Origin of the sequence: Erythrobacter sp. AP23 (assembly GCF_001542855.1) — a bacterium.
Taxonomy (GTDB): Bacteria; Pseudomonadota; Alphaproteobacteria; order Sphingomonadales; family Sphingomonadaceae; genus Qipengyuania.
In genome coordinates this window covers 172,168-197,439 of sequence record NZ_LNBY01000015.1, presented here as the reverse complement: position 1 = coordinate 197,439, position 25,272 = coordinate 172,168, and the positions used below count along the sequence as shown (strand labels likewise).

Sequence of the window (25,272 nt, the reverse complement as noted above, 5' to 3'; positions counted from 1 at the left end):
AGGGGATGCAGCACATGGCCGTGTTGCCCATCCAACCCACGCCGTTCTTCGCCAACAAGAACCAGGCGTTCTGGAACCTCCAGCTGGCCGGCTGGGGCGGGGCGATGATGCTGCGCGCGATGTCGGCTCTGGCGAACGGCCAGCCACCCGACCGCCTCGTTATCATCCTTATCGCGACGATCACCGGCTTTTCGATCAGCCTGATCCTCGCGGTAATCTACGGCCGGCTGATCAGGCAGAGACCGCTCGTGACATGGGGGGCGACGGCATCGGTCCTTGCCGTGGCGACCGGGGTCTACGCCTTCATCGACAGCTGGGTGCTCGATGTCGCCGGCGCGACTTCGGGCACTGCCAGCTTCGCCAATCTGTTCGTCGGCATCTATTTCATCGATCTGACGCTGCTCGGCGCCTGGTCGGCGCTGTATTACGCGATCAACTTCTTCCTCCAGGTGGAAGAGCAGGCCGACCGGCTCGAACGGCTCGAGGCACAGGCTACCAGTGCCCAGCTGGCCATGCTGCGCTACCAGCTCAATCCGCATTTCCTGTTCAACACGCTCAATTCGATCAGCACGCTGGTGCTCTTAAAGCAAAGCGAGACCGCCAATGCCATGCTCACCCGGCTCTCGAGCTTCCTGCGCCACACGCTGGTAACGCAGCCCGGCGGCAAGGTGACGGTTGCGCAGGAAGTCGAGACCTTGCAGCTCTATCTCGGTATCGAGCAGATGCGCTTCGAGGATCGGTTGCGGTCGAGTTTCCGGGTTGAGCCCGAGGCCGCCAAGGCGAAGCTGCCCGCCATGTTGTTGCAGCCGCTGGTCGAGAATGCGATCAAATACGGCGTCAGCCCGCTGGAAGAAGGCGCGGAAATCGCGATCGTCGCCCAGGTCGTCGGCCCCCGGCTGCGCGTGACCGTGTCCGATACCGGTCCGGGAATGACGACCGACGATATCGAGGACGGCCTGCCAGCGGTCCGCCCCACCAATGCCCGGCGCGATTCGACCGGCGTCGGACTTGCCAATATCCGCGACCGGCTGGCGCAGGCCTATGGCGAGGAACATCGTTTCGAGATCCGCTCGCCCGAAAGCGGCGGTTTTTCCGTATTGATCGAACTGCCCTATGAAACCGAGGAGGCCGAAGCGTTAAGCGCAGCGCAAGCCGCGCCGGCGCAGGCCTCCCTACCCCAGAAACCCGCGGCTTCCCCGGCCGTTATACCCTCACACACACCCCCGAAAGCACACCAGGCAACATGACTATCCGGACCATCCTCGTCGACGACGAGAAGCTCGCCATCCAGGGCCTCCAGCTGCGCCTCGAACCATTCGAGGACGTCGAGATCATCGAAACCTGCCAGAACGGGCGCGAAGCGATCCGCGCGATCAAGACGCAAAAGCCCGACCTTGTCTTCCTCGACATCCAGATGCCCGGTTTCGACGGCTTCAGCGTGGTGCAGGGGGTGATGGAAATCGACCCACCGCTGTTCGTCTTCGTCACCGCCTTCCAGGAGCATGCGATCCGCGCCTTCGAGGCGAATGCGGTCAACTACCTGATGAAGCCGGTCGATGAGGACAAGCTCGCCGATACGATCGAACGTGTGCGCCAACGCCTCGCGGAGAAGAAATCGACCGAAGAGGCCGAAAAGCTCAAGAGCGTGCTGTCCGAAGTCGCTCCGGAAGCGGCCGAAAACCTCGCCGCCGAGGACGCCGAGGCCACCAGCCGCTACGAAAAGCTCATCAACGTCAAGGATCGCGGCCAGATCTTCCGTGTCGAGACCGATACGATCGAGCATATCGAGGCCGCCGGCGACTACATGTGCATTTATACCGGCGACAATTCGCTGATCCTGCGCGAGACGATGAAGGATCTCGAACGCCGCCTCGACCCGCGCAAGTTCCAGCGCGTACACCGCTCGACCATCGTCAACCTCGACCAGGTCCGCCAGGTCAAGCCGCACACCAATGGGGAGTGCTTCCTCGTGCTGGACAGCGGCGCGGAGGTGAAGGTCAGCCGCAGCTACCGCGACGTCGTGGCGCGCTTCGTTCACTGAGTTTTCGTTTCCGCACCCGCATCCGCGGGCGCGTCCTCGCTAGACGTGCAGCAAGCTGCACCCGCTGCGGGCGGCCGGTCGGCCTAGCCTCGCCTCGGCTCGGAACTGGAGATAACCGATGGGGTTCGCGCTGGAAGGCTTCGATCTCGACCAATTCGTTCGCGACACGCTTGCTGAGGACCTCGGCGAGGGGCTGCCAGGCGGTGGGCGTGACGTCACTAGCGAAAGCGTCATTCCCGCCGATGCGCGCTTCGCAGGGGTGATGGACACGCGCGATGCGATCCATGTGGCGGGGCTGCCGGTGGCGGAAGCGTTCTTCCACGCGCTCGATCCCCACATGGAGATCGACATCCTCGTCGCGGAAGGCGCCAGCGTCCCGGCGGGCACCGACCTCATGCGGATGAAAGGCAATGCGCGCGGTATGCTGACCGCGGAGCGCAGCGCGCTCAATACCGTCCAGCACCTCTCGGGCATAGCCACGATGGTCGCCGAATATGTCCGCGCAATGGACAATCCGGACTGTACATTGCTCGATACGCGCAAGACCATTCCCGGCCTGCGCATGCTCGAGAAATACGCCGTGCGCATGGGCGGGGGATCGAACCACCGCATGGGGTTGTGGGACGCCGCGATGATCAAGGATAATCACGTCCTGGTCGCCGGATCTGTGGGCGAAGCGGTGCGCCGCGCGGTCGAGGCGGGCGTGCAGGATATCATCTGCGAGGTCGACCGGATCGATCAGATCGAGCCCGCGCTGGAGGCAGGCGCCACGCGGCTGCTGCTCGACAATATGGCGCCAGAGACCCTGCGCGAGGCGGTGGCGATGGTCGCCGGACGCGTGCCCACCGAGGCGAGCGGCGGAATCAATCTCGACACCATCAAGGCAAAGGCCGCAACCGGCGTCGATTACGTGTCGGTCGGTCGCCTCACCCAGAGCGCGCCCGCTTCCGATATCGGTCTCGACTTTACGCCCCTGTAATTTGCGGGCATTCCCCGCTCGATCAGAGGGAGGAATTGCAATGCGTCCGGTTTCCATCATTTGGTTCGAGCGCCTGTTTCTGCTCAGCATCGCGCTGGCACTGGTCAGCAGCGTGGTTCAGTACGACGCGCTTCTCGCGCAGATACAGAGCGACCCGGCCTTTGCGCGGATGGGCTGGGGTGGCGGCTTTCTGATCGGCGTATTGGCGCTGAGCGCGCTGATCCCCCTGCTGCTGTGGTACTTCATCGCCCGCCGTGCGAGCAATCTGGCCAAGTGGCTTCTCGTGGCGCTGATCGTCGTCGGGCTGTTCTTCGTGAACTTCGATTTCGCGACCATGTGGGCACCCGGCAATCTGGCGAGCATTCTGGTCACCTTGATGCAGATCGCCGCAGTGGCCCTGCTGTTTCGGCCCGACGCGCGCGCCTGGCTCGGCAGCAGCGGCGACAGGCATGTGGCGCCCTAGGCATCTTTCGACGCTCGTTCTGGCGGGCACGCTTTGCCACGCAGGCCCGCTGGCCGCGCAGCACTATCAGTGCAGCCCGCCGCGGGCGGTTCAGGTCCCGCAGGTTCGGCCCGATGCGCCGCCACGCCGGCTGCCGGTAACGGGCTATACGCTTGCGCTGAGCTGGAGCCCGGAATTCTGCAAGCCGCGCAAGGGCCAGCGCCGTCATGCGCGCCAATGCGGCGGGCAAGCGGGCATGTTCGGCCTCGTGGTCCATGGATTGTGGCCCGCCAGCGGGCACAGCTGGCCGCAATGGTGCCCGATATCGCGAGCGCCGCTGCCGCGCGAGGTCGCCGCGAACATGTGCATCTCTCCCTCGGCGGCGCTGATCGCGCGCCAGTGGGCCAAGCACGGCGCCTGCATGACACGGAAACCCGCCACCTATCTCAAGGTCACACGGGTCCTGTGGGAGGGCCTGCGCATCCCCGATCTCGATCGCATCAGCCGCGAGGACGGCCTCACCGCCGGCACGATCCGCACGCGCTTCGTCGATGCCAATCCCGGCTGGATGCGCGAGGCCGTAGGCGTCAAACTGAATGCACGCGGCTGGCTCGAAGAACTGCGCCTGTGCTACGACAAACGCTTCATGCCGACAGAGTGTAACCGATCACGGTTCGGCGCGCAGGATGAGGCCGAGGCGAAAATCTGGCGGGGGCTTTGATCAGGACTGTCGGTGCCTGAAGGCGGGTTGAAAGCCGGCACTCGGCCCGATCGATCCGACTTTCCCATTTGGGCCCGGAAGCGGACTTTCCGACTTTTCTCGCCGTATCCTGAAAAGCGGTCTTTCCGCTAGCGACCGCGATTGCGGACATGACCTTAGCGGATATAGTTGCCTGATGCCTCAAGCTTCGCCGTCCCTTCCTCCCCAAGAACCAGCTTTGCTGGAGGAGGACGAAGCAAATTTTATTCGGGAAACGATCAAGCGCTTCTACGGCGATGACGCGGTGATCCGCAATTACGGCCCGAACCCAGATCGATTGGAGCTTCACGTTGAGGCGAACGTTGGCCGGGACATGAGACTTTACGATTGTCTTGGGGTTCTGTTCACTCGAATTGAGCGCCCATCAATTTCTCTGGAGGTGACGAAGCGTGGAAGCAAAGTTCATGGCCCATCCAAAATCGCTTATCGCCAAGGCGTAATTGTCTAACGTCCACTTTCCACCCGCTATCAGACATAGCTCTTGTCCGCCGGCAGTGGTTGCCCGCCAGGTCGGTTTCGAGCATTTGTAGGCAATCTCCAACGTCTGGAATGGGGCACAAGATGGACCCAAAATGGGCATGCCCGCATTCAGGGTTGCAAGCGGACATGCAGCTCACCGCCGCTCTCTGAAAAACTCTCGCAGCAAATCCGCCGCCTTCGCCTCGCCCATGCCCGCATAGACTTCCGGGCGGTGAAGGCATTGCGGCTGGTCGAAAACCCGTGCGCCGTGTTCGACAGCGCCGCCCTTTGGATCGCTGGCGGCGTAATAGAGCTTGCCGATACGCGCGTGGACGATGGCGCCGGCGCACATGGCGCAGGGTTCGAGAGTGACCCACAGCTCGCATTCTGTGAGGCGTTCCTCGCCCAGCGCCTCGGAGGCGCGGCGAATCGCCAGGATTTCGGCATGGGCGGTCGGATCGCATGTCTCGCGCGGGGCATTGTGCGCCTCGGCAATTACCTCGCCGCCGCGGGTTACCACCGCCCCAACCGGCACTTCACCCCCAGCCGCCGAGTCCTCCGCCAGCTCGAGCGCGCGTTTCATCGGTTGCGGGAGGGTCCAGAACGACATACCAGCGCCTCGCTAGCCCGCGGTATGCGGGGGCGCAACGTGCTTGACGATTCGCACCCTCGCCGCTATGCGCGCCGCTTTCCGGGACAAGAACGGACCCACGCTGCTCCAGCGCAGCACGGGGAAGCTCGCCCGCCCATTCGAACGAGAGACGTATCATGTCGCGCATTTGCGAACTCACCGGCAAGGGCCGCCAGGTCGGTCACAATGTGAGCCACGCCAACAACAAGACCAAGCGGGTCTTCCTGCCGAACCTGCAGAACGTCACGCTGATGAGCGAGAAGCTCGATCGCAGCTTCAAGTTCCGCGTGTCGACCCAGGGCCTGCGTTCGGTCGAGCACAATGGCGGTCTCGACAACTGGCTGCTCAAGACCAGCGACGACAAACTGTCGGCCAATGCGCTCAAGGTGAAGCGCGAGCTGAAGAAGGCGAACGCGGCTTCCGCGTGAGGTGAACGGGCGCCCCGGCGCCGCAACCGACGCACCGGTTCGAAGGGCGCGCGAGGTTACTCGCGCGCCTTTTCGCGTTGGTCCCAGCGCAGCTTGAGCAGCAAGGTACGCTGGATCGACATGAAATTGTCGTCCGAGATGAGCCACACATGCGTTCCGTCGGCATCGCGGGTCAGCGCGATACCCTCGTAATTGTCCTGCGGGATGGCAGGGCCGAATTCGGTCAACAGCGCGGCAGCAATCGTCCCGTCGGCCGCATGCCGGTCGACATCGACTTCGGCGATCGCGCTTTCGAAGACGGGGGGTATACCCCAGCTCACGCGCCGCAGCAGGACCAGCGCCTTGCCGCCCTCGACCGGCGTCGCATCGACCGGACGGTAGCTTGCGGGTATCGCGATGCGCAACTCCTCCGGCGCGCGTTCCTCGATCGGGTCGCCGGCAAATAACAGTGCGCGATGCCCGGGCTCGCGCCAGCGCTGAGGACGCTCTTCGATCACCAGGAAGCGCCCATCGGCCAGCCGGGCAAGCGATTCGGCCCCCGAATTGGCACCCCAATAGCGCATTGCGGCAGGGCGGACCTCCTCATCCGGCTTCAGATCCGCGTCGAAGCGCACGATCGACTCGCGAAATTCGAAGCCTCCCCACACGGTGCTGCTCACCGGATCGATCGCCAGCGATTCGAGATCGCGCCCCAGCTTGTAGCTGGTCTCGTTCTCGCCAAGCCGGCTGAGCTCGCCAGGCGCAGAGCTGCGGTCGGGCCGCTCGAACACAAGCTTGCGCCCGGTATCGCTACCCGCGAGGAACCGCATGCCGTCCAGCGCGACGAGCGCCGAAAGCCCGCCAAACTGCACCCGGTCGCCGGTCAGTTCCCACGCTGCGACGAGGGCGAAGGGGCCTGATCGCTGGAAATCCTGGTCCAGGGGTTCGATCGCCACCGCTCGATGGAAGTTTCGCGGCAATTCGGGATCGCGCAGCCATGTCCCCGGTGCGAGCGCACCGGCAAGCATAAGGGCGAGGAGGAGACGCTTGGGGCGCATGGACGGATCGCTCTCTTGGCGGCGCCGGCGGACGCGTCAAGCGCTCAGCGCATGGGCCCGGTGAAGAGCAGCGGATCGAGCCGGGCGTTACGCCACTTGAGGCTCCAGTGGAGATGCGGGCCGGTGGCACGGCCGGAGGAGCCGATATTGCCGATATGCTGGCCCTGACGCACCCGCTCCCCCTCGCGGACATAGAGCTGCGAGGAATGCAGGAAAGCGCTGTTCAGGCCCTGCCCGTGGTCGATAATCAGCAGCTTGCCCTCGAGGCTGAAATCCTGCGCGGCCAGCACTACCACCCCATCGGCCGGGGCGACGTAGGGCACCCCGTGTCCGGGTGCGATATCGATGCCCGAATGATAGCTGCCGGGTTCACCGCGATAGATGCGTTGCGAGCCGAATCGGCCCGAGATGCGGCCGGTTACCGGCCAGATGAAATCCTGTCGCCAGCCTTCGGCGCCTGTCTCTTTCAACCGCGCATTCCAGATCGCGTCGAGCTCGGGCTGGCGACGACGCATGAAGGCCGCGCTCGAGCTGCCCGGCCTGCGCGCGACATTGACATGTTCGATCTCCCAATCGCGCGGAGCGACGGTCAGCGGGCTTGCGATGGTTCGCCCGTCCGCCAGCCGTGCGGTGAGCGTCACCGCGCGCGGCGAATCGCGGTCGAAGGCAGCGAAGAACCGGCCGTTTGCGTCGAAGGAGAGTTTCTCGTCGCCCAGCATCGCTTCGCTCGTTCCGCCTGGCACGACGCCACGAATCCAGCCGCCCTGTTCGAGCTCTCCCGCAAAGGTGAAGACTGCCGGGCGCGATGGAGCCGGCGTGGGCGTCGGTGTCGGCGTCGACGGCGGGGCCGGCGCGGCGCGCACCGGCTGCACGACCTGCGCGGCGGGCGGCGGTGGCGGAGCTTGGGGCTCTGCTGCCGGGACACAGGCCGTCGCGAAGATGAAGAGCGGCGCGACCCCCGCCGGCTTCACGGCGCCAGTCGCTCGGTGGCCAGCTTGGCGCTGGCATAGGCCTCCTGGTGCTCGACCGACCAGTAGCGCAGTTCCTCAAGTGGAATGGGCACCCCGCTCATCGCACAGAACACGTGGTTGCCCGCGCGCAAAACGCGAAAACCCGAAGGGCCATATTGCAGCTTGGCCTCGCCATTGGACGGGGCGGAATTCTTGTTCATCAGCATAGCGCCATCCCTAGCATTTGCGCGTCATCCGAACAAATCGTCCTGCTTGGACCCGGTTCCGGATTTGCGCGGTTTGCGGCGCGGCGCGGGAGGGGATGGAATCCCGCCGGTCGCGACATCGAGTTCGCCGTCGCGGAATTTGAGCGTCAGCGTGGTTTCCTGTGCCGCTGCGGCCTTGTCGGTGATGGTGCGCCCATCGGGGCCGGTGACGCGGACATAGCCGCGCGCCAAAGGGCGGTCGGGATGGAGCTGCTCGGCCAGCCGCGCCAGCGCCGCTAGCCGCTCGCGCCGCTCGGCCAGCGGGCGCTCGACCAGCGCGGGGGCCAGCTTCTGCCCCGCCAGTGCGCGCTGCGCCTCGCGCAGATTGCGCTCGAGAATGGCAGGCGCCAGCCGCAGGTTCGACAGCTTTTCACGCCCCTGCGCCGCGCGGTCGCGCAAACCCCTGCGCAAGCGTTCAGCGAGGTCGTCCAGCCGCTGCGCATGCGGTTCGAGCAACGCCTCGCGCCTGGGCAGCCGGTCGGTGCGCGCCTGCAGGCGTTCGCGACCCAATTGCACGGGCCGCAGGATCGCGCGTTTCTTGCGCGCTTCGAAATCTGCCAGCGTCGCGGCGAGTTCGGTGCGCACCGGCACGGCGATCTCGGCCGCGGCGGTCGGTGTGGGTGCGCGGCGGTCGGCGGCGTAATCGGCCAGCGTGGTATCGGTCTCGTGCCCGACCGCGCTGATGGTTGGGATGGGACAGTCGGCGATCGCGCGGACCACGACCTCCTCGTTGAAGCTCCACAGATCCTCGATCGAGCCGCCGCCGCGCGCAACGATTACGAGGTCGGGCCGGTCGGAGTGGCCTTCGGGCAGCGCGGAAAAGCCGCGCACCGCGCCGGCCACCTGCTCCGCCGCGCCCTGCCCCTGCACCAGCACCGGCCACACGATCACGCGGCTGGGAAAGCGATCCGCCAGCCGGTGGAGGATGTCGCGGATGACTGCCCCGGTAGGCGAGGTGACCACGCCGATGGTGCGAGGAAGGAATGGGAGGGGCTTTTTCCTCTCCTGTGCGAAGAGACCCTCGGCCTGCAACCGCGCGCGGGTCTTTTCGAGCAGCGCCAGCAGCGCGCCCTCACCCGCCAGCTCCATCCGCTCGATCACGATCTGGTATTTCGACCGTCCGGGATAGGTAGTGAGCTTGCCGCTGGCGACCACTTCCAGCCCGTCCTCGGGCGTGAACGGCAGGCGGCCCGTATTGCCGCGCCACATCACCCCGTCGAGCACCGCCTTCTCGTCCTTGAGCGCGCAATACATATGCCCGCTCGCCGCGCGCTTCACCCCCGACAATTCGCCGCGCAGACGCACGAAACCGAAACGGTCCTCCACCGTGCGCTTCAGCGCCTGCGAAATTTCGCTCACGGTCAGCGGCTCGGCGTTGTCGCCCGCACGACCCTTCGCTACCAAGCTGGCATCTTCGCCATTGGACGGGAAATCGCTTGCCATGAATATCCTTTTGCTTGGCTCGGGCGGGCGCGAGCATGCGTTAGCCTGGAAGCTGGCGCAATCGCCGCTGTGCGACAAGCTGTGGGCGGCGCCAGGCAATCCGGGCATCGCACAGGAGGCCGAATGCGTTTCGCTGGATGAGGACGATCATGGCGCGGTGGTCGATTTCTGCAAGGACAACGCCATCGGTCTCGTCGTGATCGGCCCCGAGGCGCCGTTGGTCGACGGCCTGGCAGATACGCTGCGTGCGGCGGGCATCGACACTTTCGGCCCCTCGAAACAGGCGGCGCAGCTCGAAGGCAGCAAGGGTTTCACCAAGGAGCTGTGCCAGCGCGCAAATATTCCGACGGCACGTTATGAACGCTGCACCTCTTTGGAGGCCGCCTGGGGCGCGCTCAAGAAATTCGACCCGCCCTTCGTGCTCAAGGCCGACGGTCTTGCCGCGGGCAAGGGCGTGGTCATCGCCGAGACGCGCAAAGAGGCGCAGCACGCGCTCGACGAAATGTTCGACGGCAGGTTCGGCAGCGCGGGCAGCGAAGTGGTGATCGAGCAGTTCCTGATGGGGGAGGAAGCGAGCTTCTTCGCGCTGACCGACGGCACGGCGATCGTCCCCATCGGCACCGCGCAGGACCACAAGCGCGTGGGCGAAGGGGACAGGGGGCCCAACACCGGCGGGATGGGCGCCTATTCGCCCGCCCCGGTGCTGAGCGAGGCGCTGCGCGAGCAGGTGATGCGCGCAATCGTCGAGCCGACGGTCCGCACCATGGCCGCCGAGGGCACGCCCTATTCGGGCGTGCTCTATGCCGGGCTGATGCTGACCAAGGACGGCCCACAGCTGATCGAATACAATGCGCGATTCGGCGATCCGGAATGCCAGGTGCTGATGATGCGGCTCGAGAGCGATCTCGTCGAACTGATGCAGGCCTGCGCGCAAGGCACGCTGGGCGAGGTCGCCGCACCGGTCCTGTCGGACGATTTCGCGCTCACCGTGGTGATGGCCGCCGAGGGCTATCCCGGCACGCCGAAAAAGGGCGGCACGATCGATCTGGGCGAGGCCGAGGCGAACGGTGCAAAGGTCTTCCATGCCGGCACGAAGCTGGACGGCGACACGCTGACCAGCAGCGGTGGCCGCGTGCTCAACGTGACCGCGCGCGGCGCCAGCGCCACCGAAGCGCAGGCCAGGGCCTATGCGGCGGTCGACGCGATTGATTTCGCGGACGGTTTCTGCCGAAGGGATATCGGCCAGCGCGAGGTAAGGCGGGAACAGGGATAGGCGCGGCGGCTTGCGACCCGCTCGCGGGCGATGTGGTTTAGAAAACGATCCTTCAAAGCGGACATCGCCTTCTTGGACGATGATACCCGCTCGATCCGGCGCGTCCGCAAAGTTTCGGAGACTGGACCCCGGTCAATTACGTAGTCGGTCGAGTTTGCGGACCTTATACACTTGGTTATCGATGGCTCCCGGGTTCGCCCAACCTACGGGAACACCACGGTTGGAGATGTCGAGATGACGTGGTCACGGAGGAACTTTCTCGCAGCAGGCTGTGCCGGCGTGACTGCAACCTGGTTGGGCGGCTGCAGCGGCAGCGGCATGGAAACCTACGATGATACTGCGCGAGCCCTTCGTGCTCCGCTTCCCGCCGATGCCAAACCGGAAGATTTTGTCCGCTTCGCGTCACTGGCCCCGAATTCGCACAACACGCAGCCTTGGAAATTCAGGCTGGGCGATGACGCGGTCGACATACTGCCCGACCTGAGCCGCAGCTGCCCTGTCGTAGACCCAGATGACCACCATGTCTTCGTGTCTCTGGGTTGCGCGGCGGAAAACCTGCTGATTGCCGGAAATGCCCGAGGCCGACCCGGAGAAGTGTCGGCCAATCCGGCGGGCAAGGCGTCTTCGATCGCGGTCGCGTTGGGGAACGGCGCCATTTCCGACCGAGAGCTTTGCGATGCGATACCGCTGCGCCAGTCGACCCGCTCGGACTATGACGGCCAGCCGCTCTCGACGGAGGACTTGCGTAGGTTGGGTCGAGCGGCTGCCATGCCGGGCGTGGAAACGTTGTTCATCACCGACCGGGCGAAGATGGACGGCGTGCTCGATTATGTGATTGCAGGGAACAGCGTGCAATGCGACGATCCAGCTTTCGTCGAGGAACTGAAGGACTGGATCAGGTTCAACCCTGAAGCGGCGCTTGCAACGAAAGATGGCCTCTTCACCGCCTGTTCGGGCAACCCGACTTCCCCGAGCTGGCTCGGGAGCCTGATGTTCGACCTCTTTTTCTCCAAGGAATCGGAAAACGAGAAGTATGCCGGGCATGTGAACAGCTCGGCCGGTATCGTGATTTTTGTTGCCGACCGGGACGATGAGGAAGGTTGGATCAATGTCGGGCGCAGCTTTCAGCGCTTTGCGCTGCAAGCGACCGCGCTCGGCATTCGGCACGCCCATCTCAATATGCCCATCGAAGTGGCGGATATCCGACCCGAGTTCGCCAGTTGGCTTGGTATTCCGGACAGGCGCCCGGATCTCGTGATCCGGTTCGGCAAGGCGCCAGCGCTTCCGATGTCGCTCAGGCGGCCGATCGCCGAAGTGCTGGCTTAGGAGGCCGAGAATGATCAACGCCGCCATCCTTTACTACTCGCGAACGGGCACGACGCAGGCGGTCGCCAGGATACTGGGACGAGAGCTCGATATCCAGCCGATGAAGATCGAATGCCCTCGCTACGACGGAGGATGGTTTCAGTATCTTCTTGCTGGATACGACAGCGTTCGGGGTCGTCTACCCGAGATCCAGACCCCACCGGCGTCGTGGTCTGGCGACGACGTTCTCCTTCTGGGCGCACCCATCTGGACGAGCTATCCCGCATTGCCGCTGCGATCTTTTCTGGAGAGCAAACCTGCCCTGCCTCGGCACGTCGCCCTGTTTCTTACTCACGGCGGACATTCACCGCCACAAAAGGCGATCGATCTCGTCTCCGATCTGCTGCCGCACCCACTGTTGGCGTCGCTGGGCTTGCAACAGGAGCAGGTCCGCCAGCAAGAATGCGACGAGCAAATCGCGGGATTTCTTCGCGAACTGAAACAGGCAGGCGGAGCTTGATCTTCCGAAAGGCCGGGGTGATTCGAGGGCGCGCTGGTTTGCTCACCCCAGCTTTTCGGCCACCAGCGCCTTCAGATCCGCCTCGCTTCGTGCGCCGTAGTGCGAGATGATCTCGGCGGCGCAGATCGAACCCATGCGCAGGCTGGTTTCCAGCCCCAAGCCCCGCGCATGGCCTGTAAGGAATCCGGAAGCGAAAAGATCGCCAGCGCCGGTGGTGTCGACCACCTTTTCCACCGGCTCGGCGGCGACTTCGGCACGCTGGCCGTTCGCGATGCCGACCGCGCCCTTGGCGCTGCGGGTCGCGACGAGCACGGGGACGTTGTCCTTTATCATCGCGAGGCCGGCTTCGAAATCGTCGGTGCCGGTCAGCGTCGCCAGCTCGTGTTCGTTGACGAAGAGGATGTCGATCTGGCCCTCTTCGATCAGCGCACGGAAATCGTCGCCGTGGCGTTCGATCACGAAGCTCTCGGATGCGGTGAAGGCGACCTTGCGGCCGGCCTTGCGGGCCACCTCGATTGCCCGGCGCATCGCGCTGCGCGGTTCCTCGGGGTCCCAGAGGTAACCTTCGAGGTAGAGAATGCCCGCGCTGGCGATCAGCTCGTCGTCGAGCGCGGCGGGTGGGAGAAACTGGCTCGCGCCGAGGAAGGTGTTCATGGTCCGCTCGCCATCGGGCGTCACGAAGATCAGGCAGCGCGCGGTAGCAGGCTGGCCTTCGCGTGCAGCGGTGTCGAAATCGATACCCACCGCGCGGATGTCGTGGCTGAAAACGTCGCCCAGCTGGTCCTTCGCCACTTGGCCGACAAAGGCGCATTGCGCGCCCAGCGCACTCATCCCTGCCAGCGTGTTGGCCGCCGAACCGCCGGAAATTTCCCTGGCCGGGCCCATCGCCTCGTACAGCCGACGCGCGCCGTCCTCGTCGACCAGCGTCATGCCACCCTTGTTGAGCTCGAGTTCGGCGATCAACTCGTCGTCGCAAGGGGCCATTACGTCGACGATGGCATTTCCGATGGCGATTACGTCGTAGCGGGGTTCGGTCATATGTGCTCCGGGGGAGGTGAATTCATTGCGTCGGGCGCCGTTAGCCGTTCGTCGCGACGAGGCCAAGGGCGGCGTTGACTTGCGAGGGGGTGGCGCGCATCCCGCGAGATGCATGTTGTCGTTGCCCGCCGCCCTCGCCCTCTCGCTGCGCCAGCTCGGCGACCCGGCAATTTTGAAAGTATTGCTCAAGACCGCATTGATCACGCTCGCGATTTTCGCCGCAGGTGGCGCAGCGCTTTATGTCGGAGTGGAGCGTGTCATCGCCGCCGTCACCAGTGCCGACACCTTCGGCCTGGGCGCGCTGGTCGCCGTGGCAGGAATGATCCTGGCGGGCTGGTTTCTGTTTCGCGTGGTGGCGCTGTTCGTGCTGCAGTTCTTCGCCGAGGACGTGGTGCGCGCGGTCGAGGCGCGGCATTATCCCGGTGCATCGCATACGGTGCGCGACATCCCGCTGGCAGAGGAAGCAGGCAACGCGCTGCGCTCGCTGCTGCGAACCGTGCTCGCCAATGCCGCCGCGCTGCCGGTGGCAGCAGCCCTGCTGGTGACCGGCATCGGGGTGGCTGCGGTCTTCTGGGCCGTAAACGCCTATCTGATCGGACGCGAATTGCGCGACATGGTGTGGCTGCGGCACCGCGCGGACGCGGCCGAGATCGCCCCGATCGGCGGTCTAAAACGCTTCCTCCTCGGCGGCGTGGTCGTGGCGCTGCTCGCAATACCTTTCGTCAATCTGATTGCGCCGATAATAGGCGCCGCCAGCGCGACGCATCTCGTCCATCGCGCGCGTGAGAAAGATCTGCATGCGTAAATCCGTCCTGTTCCTCCTGCCCTTGCTCGGCGCCTGCACTACCGTGCCGGCGAGCGGACCATCTGTACCGCCGGTCTCGCGGCCCGGCGCCTCGCCTCCACCGCAGGAAGTACGCGTTGCGCCGAGCACTCAAGGATTTCGTGCGCCGCGCGTGATGAACGTTCCAGGCCTGGAAGGCGTGATCGGGAGCAATGAGACTGCGCTCGCCAATCTGTTCGGGCCGCCCCGCCTGAGCGTGACCGAGGGAGATGCGAAGAAGCTGCAGTTTACCGGTGAAGCCTGCGTGCTCGATGTCTATCTCTACCCGCTCGAGCCGCGCGGCGAGCCGAGCGCGACCTATGTCGATGCCCGCCGCGCGAGCGACGGGCTCGATGTCGACCGCGCGGCCTGTGTGGCTGCGCTAAAGCGCTGAGCCCCCCCGAGGGTCAGACCATGAAGCTTTCGCCGCAGCCGCAAGCACCCTTGGCATTGGGGTTCTCGAAAACGAAGCCGGCGGTGAAATCGTCTTCCACCCAGTCCATCGTGCTGCCGATGAGGTAGAGCACACTCGCGCCGTCGATGTAGAAAATGCCCCCGGGCGTCTCGATCTTCTCGTCGAACTTGGCTTCCTCGGTGACGTAATCGACCGAATAGGCGAGGCCGGAGCAGCCACGACGCGGGGTAGACAGCTTGACGCCGATCGCATCCTCGGGCGCCTTCGCCATGAGATCGGCGACGCGCTGCTCGGCCGCCTTGGTCAGGACGACGGCGGCCTTTGGTGCGGGGCGGGTCTTGGTATCGCTCATCACAGCATCCCCAGCTCGAGGCGCGCCTCGTCGGTCATCTTGTCCGGGCCCCAGGGCGGGTCCCAGACCAGATTGACTTCGGCGTCGCGTACACCGGGCACGCTGGCGGCACGCAGTTCGACCTCGCCCGGCATGGTTTCGGCCACCGGGCAATGCGGCGTGGTCAGCGTCATCGTGACGGTGACATCGCTCTCGTCATCGACCTCGACGCCGTAGATCAGTCCGAGATCGTAAATGTTCACCGGGATTTCCGGATCGTAGATTTCCTTGAGCGCGGCAACGACCGCTTCGTAGAGATCGCCGCCCGGCGCGCCAGCAGGCACGTTTTCCGGCTTTTTCTGCAGGAAGCCTTCGAGGTAGTCGCGCTTGCGCTCCATCGTCTCGCGCGGGGTTTCCTCCATGTCGACGGCGTCCTCGACTCGGGCGCGCGGCGGCTTCGCAGGCATAGCGTCGGCAGGCGAGGGGGCTGCGATGAAATCGGTGTCGTTTTTCGTTTCTTCGCTCATCCGAAGATCCTCTGGGTCCGTTCGATGCCGCGCATGAGGGCGGCGATGTCGCTTTCGTCGGAATAGAGCCCGAAGCTCGCGCGGGCGGTGGCAGGGACGCCGAGATGGTCCATCAGCGGCTGCGCACAGTGGTGGCCGGCGCGGATCGCGACATTCTCTTCATCCAATATGGTGCCGAGATCGTGCGGGTGAACCCCTTGAATCGCGAAGCTGACGATGCCGGCACTTTCGTCGGGTCCGAACAGCGTGACCGAGTTGAGCGAGCGCAACTCGTCGCGCAGCTGACGGGCGAGACCGCTTTCGTGCTCGAAGAGCCTGGCCGGCCCCAGCGCATCGACATAGTCGATCGCCGCATGCAGTGCGATCGCCTCGGTGATCATCGGCGTGCCGGCCTCGAAACGCTGCGGCGGCGGAGCATAGGTGGTCTTCTCGAAGGTGACGCGATCGATCATTGCCCCGCCGCCCTGCCAGGGGGGCATGACATCGAGGATGTCTTCGCGCGCCCACAGCACGCCGATGCCGGTAGGCCCGTAGATCTTGTGGCCCGAGAAGGCGTAGAAGTCGCAATCGAGCGCCGCCATGTCGAGCGCCATGCGCGGTGCCGCCTGGCAGCCGTCGAGCATGATCTTGGCGCCCACCGAATGTGCGAGGTCCGCCGCCGCGCGTGCGTCGAGCACGCTGCCGAGCACGTTCGAGACATGCGCGAGGGACACGAGCTTCGTCTTCGGCGTCAGCAGCGATTCGAGCGCGACGAGGTCGATGCGGCCGTCCTCGGTCAGCGGGCAGACGTCGATCCGGGCGCCGGTGCGTTCGGCCAGCAATTGCCAGGGGACGATGTTCGAATGATGCTCGAGCGTCGAAAGGACGATGCGATCGCCTTCGCCGAGATTCGCCATGCCCCAGCTGGAGGCGACGAGATTGATCGCCTCGGTCGCGCCGCGCACGAAGATAACCTCATTCTCGGACCCCGCACCGATGAATTCGGCCACGCGGCGGCGCGCCGCTTCGTAGCCCAGCGTCATCTGCGCGCTGCGGGAATAGACACCGCGATGGACGGTGGCGTAATCCTTGCCGAGGGCGCGCGACATCGCATCGATCACCGCCTGCGGCTTCTGCGCCGAAGCGGCCGTATCGAGGTAATGCCACGGCTGTCCGTCGGCGGTGACGAGGCCGGGAAACTCCGCTTTCAGGCCTTTCGAGCGGGTGAGGGCGACTGCTTCGTTCACAGCGCCTTGTCCACCTTGTCGAGCGCAACCTGCATCATCGCCTCGCGCGCATCGTCATCGTCGAGCGCGACCAGCGCATCGCCGAGGAAAGCCTGCACCAGCAGGCGGCGGGCGAGATCGGGCGACAGGCCGCGCGCAGCCATGTAGAACCGCGCGTTCTCGTCCATCTGGCCGACGCTGGCGCCGTGGGCGCATTTCACGTCGTCGGCGAAGATCTCGAGCTGCGGCACCGCGTTCACGCTCGCGCCCTTTTCGAGCAGCAGGCCCTTGAAGTCCTGCGCCGCGTCGGTTTTCTGCGCATCGCGCACCACGTCGATATTGCCGAGGAAATTGCCCGTTCCATGGCCCCAATGGACGCTGCGGACGGTCTGGTTGCTGGTCGCCTCGGGCGCGACATGGACCGTGCGGGTGACGAATTCGCGAACCGTCTCGCGTCCGCCCACGGTGATCCCGCCAAGCTCGAAATGCGCGCCCTTGTGCAGCGTCACTTCCACCTCGAGCCGCACGTATTCGGCCGAGGCGAGCACCGCGAACAGCTCGCAGGTCGCGCCTTCGCCGACGGTCACACGCCAGCGATGCAGTTCGGTGGGCCTCGTGTTTTCGCCATCGGCGATCACCAGCGTCTCGCGAGTGGTTTCGCCCGCTGCGATATCGATCTCGCGCCAGTCGTCTAGCGCTTCGCCCTGCAGCCGCTCGACCGCGGAATAGCGCCAGGCTTCCTCGCGCCGTGTTGGAAGTTCAGCAGCTTCAGGCATTGGCAGTCTCTGGGGCCATCACCGCGTCGTAGCCTTCGTTCTCGAGCTCGACCGCGAGTTCGGGCCCGCCGGTGCGCACGATGCGTCCTTTCGACAGGATCGAGACCTTGTCGGGCTTCACCACTTCGAGCAGGCGTTGGTAGTGGGTGATCAGCAGCACGCCCTTGGCCGGGTCGCGCATGATCGCATTGATGCCTTCGCCCACCACGCGCAGCGCGTCGATGTCGAGGCCGCTGTCGGTTTCGTCGAGCACGGCGAATTGCGGATCGAGTATGCCCATCTGGACCATCTCGGCGCGCTTCTTCTCGCCGCCGGAGAAGCCGACATTGACGTGCCGCTTGAGCATTTCTGGGTCGAGCTTGAGCAGCGCGGATTTTTCCTTGGCGAGCTTCAGGAATTCGCCGCCGGTCAGCGGTTCTTCGCCCCGCGCCTTGCGTTGCGAGTTGAGCGCTTCGCGGAGGAACTGCAGGTTGGAGACGCCGGGGATTTCGACCGGATACTGGAAGCCCAGGAACAGGCCGGCGGCGGCGCGCTCGTGTGGTTCGAGGTCGAGCAGGTTCTGGCCGTTGAACTCGACCGAACCCTGCGTGACCTCGTAGCCAGGCCGTCCGCCCAGCACATAGGCGAGCGTCGATTTGCCAGCGCCGTTGGGGCCCATGATCGCATGGACTTCGCCCGCAGGCACTTCGAGCGTGAGCCCGTTCAGAATTGTCTTGCCGTCGATTTCGGCATGGAGATTGTCGATTTTCAGCATGATGCGATTTCCAGATTGTCGTCGCCCCGGACCTGATCCGGGGCCGGTGCTGTCTTGAGCGCAGCGCCAGAAAAAAAAGCACTATCCCGGATCAAGTCCGGGATGACGGGAAAAGAGGGGGGGCGCGTCATTGGCGGTCTCGCTGCCCTCGTTGCGGGCGACTGCGCCTGGGCGTCGATCCATATTTCGATTGGTGTTCGCGGCGCGCGGCCTGCTTGTCGCGGTAGCGCGCGTTCATGGCGGCGAAGATCGGCTGCATCGCGGCCTCGACATCCTCGAGGATGGTCGCGGCAGGGATGCGGAAAACCTCGATGCCGACGCTGGCGAGACTCTTGTCGCGGCGCTTGGCCACGCGATCGTCCTGCCCCTCCTCGTCGATCGCAATGGCAAGACCCAGCGGGTGCGACACGAAATCGAGGATCGCCGAGCCGACCACCGTGTGGCGGGTGAACTTGTACTTGCCGAAATCTTCCCTGGCGAAGCGCGCCGCAAGCGCCTTGTGCGCCGGGCTCGCATGCCGCCGCAAATAGCGCGCGCGCTCGTGAATCGCGTCGAGCCGCTTCTCCGAAATCTCCCACCCGCGGCCCTTCTTCTTGAGCGCGGGGGTGTCGTCGGCGGTTTCGCTGGGATCACGAAGCTGGAGGGTTTTGCGGTCAGTCATGGGGAGCCACCATGAGCAGTTCGGGATCAAACTCTTGTCGAATCATTTGGCCATCACCGCGAATATGAACGCACCTAACGCGAGATATCTCGCTCACGACGGTCCAATGAATTTTCTCGACCGTCATCTTTGGTCCGCCCGATCGCAACATCACGACATCGCCCTTGCGCATCACCCCACACTCCCCTCGAGCGAGATCGCCAGAAGCTTCTGCGCTTCGACCGCAAACTCCATCGGCAGCTCTTTCAGCACATCCTTCGCGAAGCCGTTGACGATCAGCGCCATCGCTTCCTCGTCGTCGAGGCCGCGCTGCATGGCGTAGAACAGCTGGTCGTCGCTGATCTTGCTGGTGGTCGCCTCGTGCTCGATCTGCGCGCCGGGGTTCTTCACCTCGATATAGGGCACGGTGTGCGCGCCGCACTGGTCGCCGATCAGCAGCGAATCACATTCGGTGCGGTTGCGCACGCCGTCGGCATTCGCCGCCACGCGCACCAGCCCGCGATAGGTGTTGTTCGACTTGCCCGCCGAAATGCCCTTGGAAATGATCGTCGAGCGGCTGCCGCGCCCGTTGTGGATCATCTTGGTGCCCGTATCGGCCTGCTGGTAATTGTTGGTCACCGCGACCGAGTAGAATTCGCCCACGCTGTCTTCGCCATTGAGCACGCAGGACGGGTACTTCCACGTCACCGCGCTGCCGGTTTCGACCTGCGTCCAGCTGATCTTGCTGCGCGCGCCCTGGCACAGGCCGCGCTTGGTGACGAAATTATAGATCCCGCCGACGCCCTCCGAATTGCCCGGATACCAGTTCTGCACGGTCGAATATTTGATCTCGGCATCTTCGAGCGCGACCAGTTCGACCACCGCGGCATGGAGCTGGTTCTCGTCGCGCATCGGCGCGGTGCAGCCTTCCAGGTAACTGACATGGCTGCCCGGTTCGGCGACGATCAACGTGCGTTCGAACTGGCCTGTGTTCTCGGCGTTGATGCGGAAATAGGTGGAGAGCTCCATCGGACAGCGCACGCCCTTCGGCACGTAGACGAAGGTGCCGTCCGAAAAGACCGCACTGTTCAACGTGGCGAAGAAATTGTCGTGCTGCGGCACGACTTTGCCGAGCCACTTCTTCACCAGCTCGGGGTGCTCCTTGATCGCCTCGCTGATCGACAAGAAGATGACGCCGGCCTTCTTGAGTTCCTCGCGGAAGGTGGTGGCAACCGAAACGCTGTCGAACACGGCATCGACCGCGACCTTGCGTGCGCCCTCGACCCCGGCGAGCACTTCCTGCTCCGCCACGGGAATGCCGAGCTTGTCGTAGACCGCCTTGATTTCCGGATCGAGCTCGTCGAGCGACTTGAGCTTCTCTTTCTTCTTCGGCGCCGCGTAATAATAGGCGTCCTGGTAATCGATCGCGGGATAGCCGAGCTTGGCCCAGTCGGGCTCTTCCATCTCCTGCCACAGGCGGAAGGCCTTGAGGCGCCATTCGAGCATCCACTCAGGCTCGCCCTTCTTGGCGCTGATAAAGCGGACGGTGTCTTCGGTCAGACCCTTTTCGGCGAACTCGGTTTCGATCTCCGCCGACCAGCCGTGTTCGTATTCGGCGGCCTTTTCGGCGGCTTCCTTCGCTTCGGCGTCCATTTCGGGTTTGGTCTGGATGTCGATTTCTTCGCTCATGCAATCTCTCTTGTCCGGGCGAGCTGGGTCAGCGGAATCGCCGCCAGCGCGCCGCGCAACGCTTCATTCACGACCGGCCAGTGCGGCTTGACCGTACAGTCATGCTCGACCGAACATTCGGTCCCCTCGATGCAGGCGGTCAGTGCGATGGGCCCCTCGACCGCCTCGACGATATCGGCGAGCGTGATCGCCGCCGCCGGGCGGGCCAGCTGCAACCCGCCCCCCGCGCCGCGAGTCGAACGCAGCAGGCCGGCCGCCGACAGCTTGCTGACCAGCTTCTGTACCGTCGGCACTGGAAGGCCCGTCTCCGCCGCCAATTCCGCCGCGCTGGTCCTGCCGTCCCCGCAATGGCGCGAGGCGGCACACATGGCGACGACCGCATAATCGGCAAGGTTCGAAAGTCTCATCTCACGGGCACATGGCTTAATCGGACCAAATCGATCCGATTACCCAGTTAGGCGCCCGTATCAGGTGTTTCAACGGAAAACACCTTGTTGCGAGTCGTTTGCAATCAGGCCTTGTCGAGCCCGTCCCGCCCGAGCTGCTCCGCTTCGCCGGAGCCGAACAGATCGACCGCGCTGTATCCGTCGGGGCCGAGCATTTCGTTGATCGGTAATCCCGCATCGGGCTGCAGACGCTTCGGGGTGCGGCCGGTGAAGAACCGGATCTCCTTGATGAGATGCGCCTGATCGTAGAACGCTTCGCGGATTTCGGCCTCGATCTCCTCGGGAAGGTCGGGGATGGAAAGCAGGGTTGCAGCGCGCACCGCCCGATATCGGCGCACCAACCTTACGGGCGACTGGCCGAAAAACTGTGCGACCAGTCGCTGCGACTGTCGCTTCGAATAGGGCAGTCGCTCATAGAGCTCGTCCAGATCGGGCTTGAACGAGCTCGACAGCCATTCGAGCGTTCGATCTATCACGGTGAGATGCTGTTCCGGCAGCTTCGACAATCCACGCCGAACGATGCCAGCCATGGAATCGAGCACAGACGTGTCGTCAAGCTCGCCATTGCGCCAGCGCGGTGCGAGACTTGCAAATTCCTCTGCGAGTCCGTCGGGAAGAACCGTTTCCGGCTGGAGGAAACAATCGTGATAATCGTGCACTGAAAGGCCTGACAGCGCCGCCCAGCCGCGGAAATTGAGCGAGACGCCGAAAACTTTGGCAGGCCCGCTGACGCTGAAGTGGCGCGCCTGGCATAAGGGCGCGACAAACAAAGCGTCGCCGGTTTCCGAAATCTCTCCCGGATCGAATTGCATGCGGCCGACACCGCGACCGAACATGACCATCTGGCCCGAATAGGCAGGAAGAACATCGTCCATCTGGGAGTCGGGGCTTCGCCAGATGTAGAGCGAATTGAGGTAGGGCGCGAGATCGGAAGGCGCTGCTACAAACTCGAAAGAATGCGACGTTTCGTCACCCTGCGGACCCGACAAACCCCTGTTCCGATCATTATTTTGCCCAACAAATTGTATAAATACGCCAAAATCCTCGCAATCGCAATCGGGTTGCGAAAAGATCTTCTCCGGCATTGCGCATGGAACGAAAAAAAGGGGCGGCCCGTGAAGGCCCCCCCTTTGAAGTCGAGAACTCGTTGCAGATTTGCTCCGAGCCCTTCGGGTCGCGGGAATCTGTTAGGACGAGTCTGTGACAATTGATTGTATGCAAGCGACAGGGTGCCGAATCGATTGACTTTTTCTTGAATTGCCGCCCGGCGGACTGGTGAACGCCGGATTTCGGATGCATCTCGACAGGCTGCGCCGGAGGCGGCATGGCGCGCGCCATGCTGTTCGACCTCGCCCGGCCCGCCCTGTTTGCGCTCGACCCGGAGCGTGCCCATCGCCTGACGGTAAAGGCGCTTTCGATCTCGCCACAGGCCGGTGCGCAAGAGCCCGGGCCGCTCGCGATCGATGTCGCGGGAATCGCTTTTCCCAATCCGCTCGGCATGGCGGCGGGTTTCGACAAGGATGCCGAAGTACCCGACCAATTGCTCGGCCTCGGCTTCGGCTTCGTCGAGGTCGGTTCGATCACTCCGCGCCCGCAAGCCGGCAACCCCAAGCCGCGCCTGTTCCGGCTGATCGAAGACCGGGCGGTCATTAATCGCATGGGGTTCAACAATGCCGGTGCGCAGGTCGCACGGACCCGGCTCGCTCGGCGGGCAGCGCGCGGTGGCATCGTCGGCATCAATATCGGCGCCAACAAGGACAGCGAGGATCGCACGGCCGACTATGCGACGATGACGCGGATCATGGCGCCGCTGGCATCCTACCTTGCGGTCAATATTTCGAGCCCCAATACGCCGGGCCTGCGTGCTCTGCAGGACGAAGGTGCGCTGTCGGGTCTGCTCGATGCCGTCCTCGAGGCGCGTGGAGCAGACGGGCCGCCGGTTTTTCTGAAGGTCGCGCCCGACCTGGAACCGGCCGATATCGACGCCATCGCGCGGATCGCGCTCGACAAACAGCTAGGCGCCCTGATCGTTTCGAACACCACGATTTCCAGGCCCGCGCTTAAGTCCTGCCATGCAAGCGAAACCGGCGGATTGTCCGGCGAGCCTCTGCGCGATCTTGCCCAGCAGAGGTTGCGCGATTTCCGCGCGGCGACCGGCGGCGGCATTCCGCTGGTGGGCGTTGGCGGGATTGCCAGCGCCGATGATGCCTGGGCACGCATCCTCGCCGGCGCGAGCCTCGTCCAGCTCTACAGCGCGATGGTGTACGAAGGCCCGGGCCTGCCGCGCCGGATATTGCGGGGCCTTGAGAAACTGATGCGCCGCGATGGCTTCGGCTCGATTGCCGAAGCGGTTGGAACCGAATAGGCATGCGGCGCATGACCAGGCCTCTTACCGCATCGCTGTCGGCGCTCGCCTTAGTCGGCTGCACTGTCACTCCCCCACTCGCCACTGCGCCCGAACAATCCGCGCCCGCATTTACCGGGGCGGTCTCGGCAGCCGATCCACGCGCGCAAGCCGCCGGCGAGGAAATGCTCGCGCGCGGGGGAAGCGCGACCGACGCGGCCCTAGCGGTGATGTTGGCATTGACCGTCGTCGAGCCGCAGAGCTCGGGCATCGGCGGAGGGGGCTTCCTGGTGCGCGGAACGGCGGACGGGGCGGTCGCTACGTACGATGGCCGCGAAACCGCACCGGCCGGAGCGACTCCCGAATGGTTCCTCGATGCAAACGGCGAGTTGCCGCCCTATATCGAATCGGTCCGCAGCGGGCTTTCGGTTGGAGTGCCCGGCAATATCGCGCTGGCCGCGAAGGCCCACGCCGCGCATGGCAAGCTTGCGTGGGCGACCCTGTTCGAACCCGCAATCCGCTTGGCCCGCGAAGGCTTCGCGATGAATCCGCGTCTCAACGGAATGCTTGAGCGCGCCAAGAACCGCTCCGCGCACTCCGCCGAAGCGCGGGCCATGTTCTTCGATGCGACGGGCAAACCGCTCCCCGTGGGAACGCTCGTTACCAACGAGCGGCTGGCGCGGACGTTCGAAGCGATTGCCCAGGCGGGGCCCTCGGCATTCTATTCCGGAGATCTTGCGCGCGAAATCGCCGCCACCGTTGCCGCCGACACGCCGCGCGATGGTGCGATGACCTATACCGACATCACCGACTACAGTGCCAAGACACGCGATGCGGTGTGCGGAACCTATCGTGCCTATCGGGTCTGCACCATGGGTCCGCCGACCTCGGGCGGGGTCGCGGTGCTGCAAATTCTCGGCCAGCTCGAGCGGTTCGATCTAACAGCGCTCGGGGCCGAAAACCCGGTCACCTGGCACCTTTTCGTCGAATCGCAGCGCCTCGCCTATGCCGATCGCGAGCTCTATCTGGCGGATAGCGACTACGTGTCGGTACCGGTCGCGGGATTGATCGATCCCGACTACCTTGCCGAGCGGAGCGCCCTGATCGCCGATGACGGCCGGCTAGCCGAGGTCGAGGCCGGGACGCCGGTCGGGGCTCCCGCTGCGCTGGCCGACGGCGACGAACCCGAAGAGAAAGGCACATCGCACTTCGCGGTCGTCGATGCGGACGACACCATGGTGAGCTACACCTCCACCATCGAGGGGCCGTTCGGTTCGGGGCTGATGGCCGGGGGCTTCTTTCTCAACAACGAGCTGACCGATTTCAGCCGCTCGCCGGTCGTCGACGGCAGGCTCGTCGCCAACCGGGTCGAAGGCGGCAAGCGTCCGCGCAGCTCGATGGCGCCCACCATCGTCTGGGATCCCGCGGGCAGGCCGTTCCTCGCAGTCGGAGCGGCGGGCGGCGGCACCATCCCGGTCCAGACCGCGCGAAGCATCATCGGAGCGATCGACTTCGGCCTTTCCGCCGAGGACATTCTCGGCCTGCCTTTCATCATGGCATTCGGCGACCGCGTGCTGCTCGAAAAGGGTACCTGGCTCGAAGCGCAGGCCGACGCGTTCAAGGCCCTGGGCCATGCCGAAATCATCCCGCGCGCAGCGCCGGTAAAGGGCGGCGCGGTCCTGCGCACGCCGGACGGATGGCAAAGCGCCCGCGACCCACGACTCGCGGGTCAGATCGAAAGCCCCTGATC

At 64.6% G+C, this 25,272-nt stretch carries 30 protein-coding genes; 14 read left to right on the top strand and 16 right to left on the bottom strand.

What is annotated here, in order from left to right:
- Positions 1 to 14: 14 nt before the first annotated feature.
- The 6 genes from ASS64_RS07760 (at position 15) to ASS64_RS16665 (ending at position 4,670) form a co-directional block, all read left to right on the top strand.
- Entirely contained in the window at positions 15 to 1,247 is a 1,233-nt protein-coding gene (locus ASS64_RS07760; RefSeq protein ID WP_067692279.1) for a sensor histidine kinase, read from the top strand.
- Positions 1,244 to 2,041 carry a LytTR family DNA-binding domain-containing protein gene (locus ASS64_RS07755; RefSeq protein ID WP_067692277.1) on the top strand — a complete coding sequence of 266 codons (798 nt, stop codon included), beginning with the start codon at positions 1,244 to 1,246 and terminating at the stop codon, positions 2,039 to 2,041. The genes ASS64_RS07760 and ASS64_RS07755 overlap by 4 nt, the downstream gene beginning before the upstream one ends.
- Before the next feature lie 118 nt (positions 2,042 to 2,159).
- Positions 2,160 to 3,020 carry a carboxylating nicotinate-nucleotide diphosphorylase gene (gene nadC, locus ASS64_RS07750; protein ID WP_067692275.1) on the top strand — a complete coding sequence of 287 codons (861 nt, stop codon included), beginning with the start codon at positions 2,160 to 2,162 and terminating at the stop codon, positions 3,018 to 3,020.
- A 40-nt stretch (positions 3,021 to 3,060) separates the two neighbouring features.
- On the top strand, positions 3,061 to 3,483 hold the full coding sequence (locus ASS64_RS07745) for a hypothetical protein (RefSeq protein WP_067692272.1): 423 nt from the start codon (positions 3,061 to 3,063) through the stop codon (positions 3,481 to 3,483).
- Positions 3,470 to 4,183 (top strand): ribonuclease T, encoded by a 714-nt coding sequence (locus ASS64_RS07740; RefSeq protein ID WP_067692268.1) that lies wholly within the window; start codon positions 3,470 to 3,472, stop codon positions 4,181 to 4,183. Before ASS64_RS07745 ends, ASS64_RS07740 begins: the two co-directional genes overlap by 14 nt.
- 175 nt (positions 4,184 to 4,358) lie before the next feature.
- Positions 4,359 to 4,670: a hypothetical protein gene (locus tag ASS64_RS16665; protein ID WP_157075111.1), complete on the top strand. Its 312-nt coding sequence runs from the start codon at positions 4,359 to 4,361 to the stop codon at positions 4,668 to 4,670.
- Positions 4,671 to 4,835: 165 nt separating this feature from the next.
- Here ASS64_RS16665 and ASS64_RS07735 read toward each other — a convergent pair whose 3' ends face one another.
- Positions 4,836 to 5,291, bottom strand: a complete 456-nt coding sequence (locus ASS64_RS07735) for a nucleoside deaminase (protein ID WP_067692265.1) — start codon at positions 5,289 to 5,291, stop codon at positions 4,836 to 4,838.
- Between the two features lie 158 nt (positions 5,292 to 5,449).
- On the opposite strand from ASS64_RS07735, the gene rpmB reads away from it, so the two are divergent.
- On the top strand, positions 5,450 to 5,740 hold the full coding sequence (gene rpmB, locus ASS64_RS07730) for a 50S ribosomal protein L28 (protein WP_067692262.1): 291 nt from the start codon (positions 5,450 to 5,452) through the stop codon (positions 5,738 to 5,740).
- 56 nt (positions 5,741 to 5,796) lie between these two features.
- Here rpmB and ASS64_RS07725 read toward each other — a convergent pair whose 3' ends face one another.
- Genes ASS64_RS07725 through xseA form a run of 4 tightly spaced genes read right to left on the bottom strand, consistent with a single transcriptional unit; the run spans position 5,797 to position 9,436 of the window.
- Positions 5,797 to 6,777 carry an esterase-like activity of phytase family protein gene (locus ASS64_RS07725; protein WP_083508237.1) on the bottom strand — a complete coding sequence of 327 codons (981 nt, stop codon included), beginning with the start codon at positions 6,775 to 6,777 and terminating at the stop codon, positions 5,797 to 5,799.
- A 44-nt stretch (positions 6,778 to 6,821) separates the two neighbouring features.
- Positions 6,822 to 7,748: a M23 family metallopeptidase gene (locus ASS64_RS07720; RefSeq protein ID WP_083508236.1), complete on the bottom strand. Its 927-nt coding sequence runs from the start codon at positions 7,746 to 7,748 to the stop codon at positions 6,822 to 6,824.
- Positions 7,745 to 7,954, bottom strand: a complete 210-nt coding sequence (locus ASS64_RS07715; protein ID WP_067692256.1) for a DUF2093 domain-containing protein — start codon at positions 7,952 to 7,954, stop codon at positions 7,745 to 7,747. The genes ASS64_RS07720 and ASS64_RS07715 overlap by 4 nt, the downstream gene beginning before the upstream one ends.
- 24 nt (positions 7,955 to 7,978) lie before the next feature.
- The gene (xseA, locus tag ASS64_RS07710; RefSeq protein WP_067692253.1) at positions 7,979 to 9,436 is read right to left on the bottom strand and encodes an exodeoxyribonuclease VII large subunit; all 1,458 of its coding nucleotides are present in this window, start codon (positions 9,434 to 9,436) and stop codon (positions 7,979 to 7,981) included.
- On the opposite strand from xseA, the gene purD reads away from it, so the two are divergent.
- The 3 genes from purD to ASS64_RS07695 all read left to right on the top strand — a co-directional run bounded on the left by purD (position 9,435) and on the right by ASS64_RS07695 (position 12,534).
- On the top strand, positions 9,435 to 10,709 hold the full coding sequence (gene purD, locus ASS64_RS07705) for a phosphoribosylamine--glycine ligase (RefSeq protein WP_067692250.1): 1,275 nt from the start codon (positions 9,435 to 9,437) through the stop codon (positions 10,707 to 10,709). The genes xseA and purD overlap by 2 nt on opposite strands.
- Positions 10,710 to 10,988: 279 nt before the next feature.
- Positions 10,989 to 12,035 (top strand): nitroreductase family protein, encoded by a 1,047-nt coding sequence (locus ASS64_RS07700; RefSeq protein ID WP_198147678.1) that lies wholly within the window; start codon positions 10,989 to 10,991, stop codon positions 12,033 to 12,035.
- A 10-nt stretch (positions 12,036 to 12,045) separates the two neighbouring features.
- Positions 12,046 to 12,534: a hypothetical protein gene (locus tag ASS64_RS07695; RefSeq protein ID WP_067692243.1), complete on the top strand. Its 489-nt coding sequence runs from the start codon at positions 12,046 to 12,048 to the stop codon at positions 12,532 to 12,534.
- 42 nt (positions 12,535 to 12,576) lie between these two features.
- On the opposite strand, the gene ASS64_RS07690 is transcribed toward ASS64_RS07695, so the two are convergent.
- Complete coding sequence (locus tag ASS64_RS07690) at positions 12,577 to 13,572, bottom strand: adenosine kinase (protein ID WP_067692240.1); 996 nt, start codon at positions 13,570 to 13,572, stop codon at positions 12,577 to 12,579.
- A 112-nt stretch (positions 13,573 to 13,684) separates the two neighbouring features.
- On the opposite strand from ASS64_RS07690, the gene ASS64_RS07685 reads away from it, so the two are divergent.
- Both ASS64_RS07685 and ASS64_RS07680 read left to right on the top strand, forming a co-directional pair.
- The gene (locus ASS64_RS07685; RefSeq protein WP_067692237.1) at positions 13,685 to 14,377 is read left to right on the top strand and encodes an EI24 domain-containing protein; all 693 of its coding nucleotides are present in this window, start codon (positions 13,685 to 13,687) and stop codon (positions 14,375 to 14,377) included.
- Positions 14,370 to 14,789: a hypothetical protein gene (locus ASS64_RS07680; RefSeq protein WP_067692234.1), complete on the top strand. Its 420-nt coding sequence runs from the start codon at positions 14,370 to 14,372 to the stop codon at positions 14,787 to 14,789. The genes ASS64_RS07685 and ASS64_RS07680 overlap by 8 nt, the downstream gene beginning before the upstream one ends.
- Positions 14,790 to 14,802: 13 nt before the next feature.
- Here ASS64_RS07680 and ASS64_RS07675 read toward each other — a convergent pair whose 3' ends face one another.
- From ASS64_RS07675 to ASS64_RS07630, 10 genes are all read right to left on the bottom strand, one after another.
- On the bottom strand, positions 14,803 to 15,162 hold the full coding sequence (locus ASS64_RS07675) for an iron-sulfur cluster assembly accessory protein (protein ID WP_067692231.1): 360 nt from the start codon (positions 15,160 to 15,162) through the stop codon (positions 14,803 to 14,805).
- Entirely contained in the window at positions 15,162 to 15,668 is a 507-nt protein-coding gene (locus ASS64_RS07670) for an SUF system Fe-S cluster assembly protein (RefSeq protein WP_067692228.1), read from the bottom strand. The genes ASS64_RS07675 and ASS64_RS07670 overlap by 1 nt, the downstream gene beginning before the upstream one ends.
- Positions 15,665 to 16,894 carry a cysteine desulfurase gene (locus ASS64_RS07665; protein WP_067692225.1) on the bottom strand — a complete coding sequence of 410 codons (1,230 nt, stop codon included), beginning with the start codon at positions 16,892 to 16,894 and terminating at the stop codon, positions 15,665 to 15,667. Before ASS64_RS07665 ends, ASS64_RS07670 begins: the two co-directional genes overlap by 4 nt.
- Positions 16,891 to 17,649 (bottom strand): SufD family Fe-S cluster assembly protein, encoded by a 759-nt coding sequence (locus tag ASS64_RS07660; RefSeq protein WP_067692222.1) that lies wholly within the window; start codon positions 17,647 to 17,649, stop codon positions 16,891 to 16,893. The genes ASS64_RS07665 and ASS64_RS07660 overlap by 4 nt, the downstream gene beginning before the upstream one ends.
- A complete protein-coding gene (gene sufC / locus ASS64_RS07655) occupies positions 17,642 to 18,403 on the bottom strand; it encodes a Fe-S cluster assembly ATPase SufC (RefSeq protein WP_067692219.1) in 762 nt (253 codons plus the stop codon). Before sufC ends, ASS64_RS07660 begins: the two co-directional genes overlap by 8 nt.
- 127 nt (positions 18,404 to 18,530) lie before the next feature.
- The gene (locus ASS64_RS07650) at positions 18,531 to 19,064 is read right to left on the bottom strand and encodes a DUF559 domain-containing protein (protein WP_067692216.1); all 534 of its coding nucleotides are present in this window, start codon (positions 19,062 to 19,064) and stop codon (positions 18,531 to 18,533) included.
- Entirely contained in the window at positions 19,057 to 19,236 is a 180-nt protein-coding gene (locus tag ASS64_RS17110) for a DUF2158 domain-containing protein (protein WP_067692213.1), read from the bottom strand. Before ASS64_RS17110 ends, ASS64_RS07650 begins: the two co-directional genes overlap by 8 nt.
- Positions 19,236 to 20,732: a Fe-S cluster assembly protein SufB gene (sufB, locus tag ASS64_RS07640; RefSeq protein WP_067692210.1), complete on the bottom strand. Its 1,497-nt coding sequence runs from the start codon at positions 20,730 to 20,732 to the stop codon at positions 19,236 to 19,238. The genes ASS64_RS17110 and sufB overlap by 1 nt, the downstream gene beginning before the upstream one ends.
- Positions 20,729 to 21,139, bottom strand: coding sequence for an SUF system Fe-S cluster assembly regulator (locus tag ASS64_RS07635; RefSeq protein WP_067692207.1), 411 nt, complete (start codon positions 21,137 to 21,139; stop codon positions 20,729 to 20,731). Before ASS64_RS07635 ends, sufB begins: the two co-directional genes overlap by 4 nt.
- A 104-nt stretch (positions 21,140 to 21,243) precedes the next feature.
- Positions 21,244 to 22,053 (bottom strand): helix-turn-helix domain-containing protein, encoded by an 810-nt coding sequence (locus ASS64_RS07630; protein ID WP_198147677.1) that lies wholly within the window; start codon positions 22,051 to 22,053, stop codon positions 21,244 to 21,246.
- 461 nt (positions 22,054 to 22,514) lie between these two features.
- On the opposite strand from ASS64_RS07630, the gene ASS64_RS07625 reads away from it, so the two are divergent.
- Both ASS64_RS07625 and ggt read left to right on the top strand, forming a co-directional pair.
- Entirely contained in the window at positions 22,515 to 23,543 is a 1,029-nt protein-coding gene (locus tag ASS64_RS07625) for a quinone-dependent dihydroorotate dehydrogenase (protein WP_198147684.1), read from the top strand.
- A gap of 11 nt (positions 23,544 to 23,554) precedes the next feature.
- Positions 23,555 to 25,270, top strand: a complete 1,716-nt coding sequence (gene ggt / locus ASS64_RS07620; protein ID WP_067693077.1) for a gamma-glutamyltransferase — start codon at positions 23,555 to 23,557, stop codon at positions 25,268 to 25,270.
- The last annotated feature ends 2 nt before the right edge of the window (positions 25,271 to 25,272 follow it).

What these genes read in the sequence shown, in the direction of transcription:
- ASS64_RS07650 (WP_067692216.1), bottom strand. Translation starts at nt 19,064, where the DNA reads ATGACTGACCGCAAAACCCTCCAGCTTCGTGATCCCAGCGAAACCGCC.
- ASS64_RS07725 (WP_083508237.1), bottom strand. Translation starts at nt 6,777, where the DNA reads ATGCGCCCCAAGCGTCTCCTCCTCGCCCTTATGCTTGCCGGTGCGCTC.
- ASS64_RS07685 (WP_067692237.1), top strand. Translation starts at nt 13,685, where the DNA reads ATGTTGTCGTTGCCCGCCGCCCTCGCCCTCTCGCTGCGCCAGCTCGGC.
- sufC (WP_067692219.1), bottom strand. Translation starts at nt 18,403, where the DNA reads ATGCTGAAAATCGACAATCTCCATGCCGAAATCGACGGCAAGACAATT.
- ASS64_RS07630 (WP_198147677.1), bottom strand. Translation starts at nt 22,053, where the DNA reads ATGGACGATGTTCTTCCTGCCTATTCGGGCCAGATGGTCATGTTCGGT.
- ASS64_RS07680 (WP_067692234.1), top strand. Translation starts at nt 14,370, where the DNA reads ATGCGTAAATCCGTCCTGTTCCTCCTGCCCTTGCTCGGCGCCTGCACT.
- ASS64_RS07760 (WP_067692279.1), top strand. Translation starts at nt 15, where the DNA reads ATGGCCGTGTTGCCCATCCAACCCACGCCGTTCTTCGCCAACAAGAAC.
- ggt (WP_067693077.1), top strand. Translation starts at nt 23,555, where the DNA reads ATGACCAGGCCTCTTACCGCATCGCTGTCGGCGCTCGCCTTAGTCGGC.
- purD (WP_067692250.1), top strand. Translation starts at nt 9,435, where the DNA reads ATGAATATCCTTTTGCTTGGCTCGGGCGGGCGCGAGCATGCGTTAGCC.
- nadC (WP_067692275.1), top strand. Translation starts at nt 2,160, where the DNA reads ATGGGGTTCGCGCTGGAAGGCTTCGATCTCGACCAATTCGTTCGCGAC.
- ASS64_RS07635 (WP_067692207.1), bottom strand. Translation starts at nt 21,139, where the DNA reads ATGAGACTTTCGAACCTTGCCGATTATGCGGTCGTCGCCATGTGTGCC.
- ASS64_RS07660 (WP_067692222.1), bottom strand. Translation starts at nt 17,649, where the DNA reads ATGCCTGAAGCTGCTGAACTTCCAACACGGCGCGAGGAAGCCTGGCGC.
- sufB (WP_067692210.1), bottom strand. Translation starts at nt 20,732, where the DNA reads ATGAGCGAAGAAATCGACATCCAGACCAAACCCGAAATGGACGCCGAA.
- ASS64_RS16665 (WP_157075111.1), top strand. Translation starts at nt 4,359, where the DNA reads ATGCCTCAAGCTTCGCCGTCCCTTCCTCCCCAAGAACCAGCTTTGCTG.
- ASS64_RS07745 (WP_067692272.1), top strand. Translation starts at nt 3,061, where the DNA reads ATGCGTCCGGTTTCCATCATTTGGTTCGAGCGCCTGTTTCTGCTCAGC.
- xseA (WP_067692253.1), bottom strand. Translation starts at nt 9,436, where the DNA reads ATGGCAAGCGATTTCCCGTCCAATGGCGAAGATGCCAGCTTGGTAGCG.
- ASS64_RS17110 (WP_067692213.1), bottom strand. Translation starts at nt 19,236, where the DNA reads ATGCGCAAGGGCGATGTCGTGATGTTGCGATCGGGCGGACCAAAGATG.
- ASS64_RS07625 (WP_198147684.1), top strand. Translation starts at nt 22,515, where the DNA reads ATGCTGTTCGACCTCGCCCGGCCCGCCCTGTTTGCGCTCGACCCGGAG.
- ASS64_RS07670 (WP_067692228.1), bottom strand. Translation starts at nt 15,668, where the DNA reads ATGAGCGAAGAAACGAAAAACGACACCGATTTCATCGCAGCCCCCTCG.
- ASS64_RS07740 (WP_067692268.1), top strand. Translation starts at nt 3,470, where the DNA reads ATGTGGCGCCCTAGGCATCTTTCGACGCTCGTTCTGGCGGGCACGCTT.
- ASS64_RS07755 (WP_067692277.1), top strand. Translation starts at nt 1,244, where the DNA reads ATGACTATCCGGACCATCCTCGTCGACGACGAGAAGCTCGCCATCCAG.
- ASS64_RS07675 (WP_067692231.1), bottom strand. Translation starts at nt 15,162, where the DNA reads ATGAGCGATACCAAGACCCGCCCCGCACCAAAGGCCGCCGTCGTCCTG.
- ASS64_RS07735 (WP_067692265.1), bottom strand. Translation starts at nt 5,291, where the DNA reads ATGTCGTTCTGGACCCTCCCGCAACCGATGAAACGCGCGCTCGAGCTG.
- ASS64_RS07715 (WP_067692256.1), bottom strand. Translation starts at nt 7,954, where the DNA reads ATGCTGATGAACAAGAATTCCGCCCCGTCCAATGGCGAGGCCAAGCTG.
- rpmB (WP_067692262.1), top strand. Translation starts at nt 5,450, where the DNA reads ATGTCGCGCATTTGCGAACTCACCGGCAAGGGCCGCCAGGTCGGTCAC.
- ASS64_RS07690 (WP_067692240.1), bottom strand. Translation starts at nt 13,572, where the DNA reads ATGACCGAACCCCGCTACGACGTAATCGCCATCGGAAATGCCATCGTC.
- ASS64_RS07695 (WP_067692243.1), top strand. Translation starts at nt 12,046, where the DNA reads ATGATCAACGCCGCCATCCTTTACTACTCGCGAACGGGCACGACGCAG.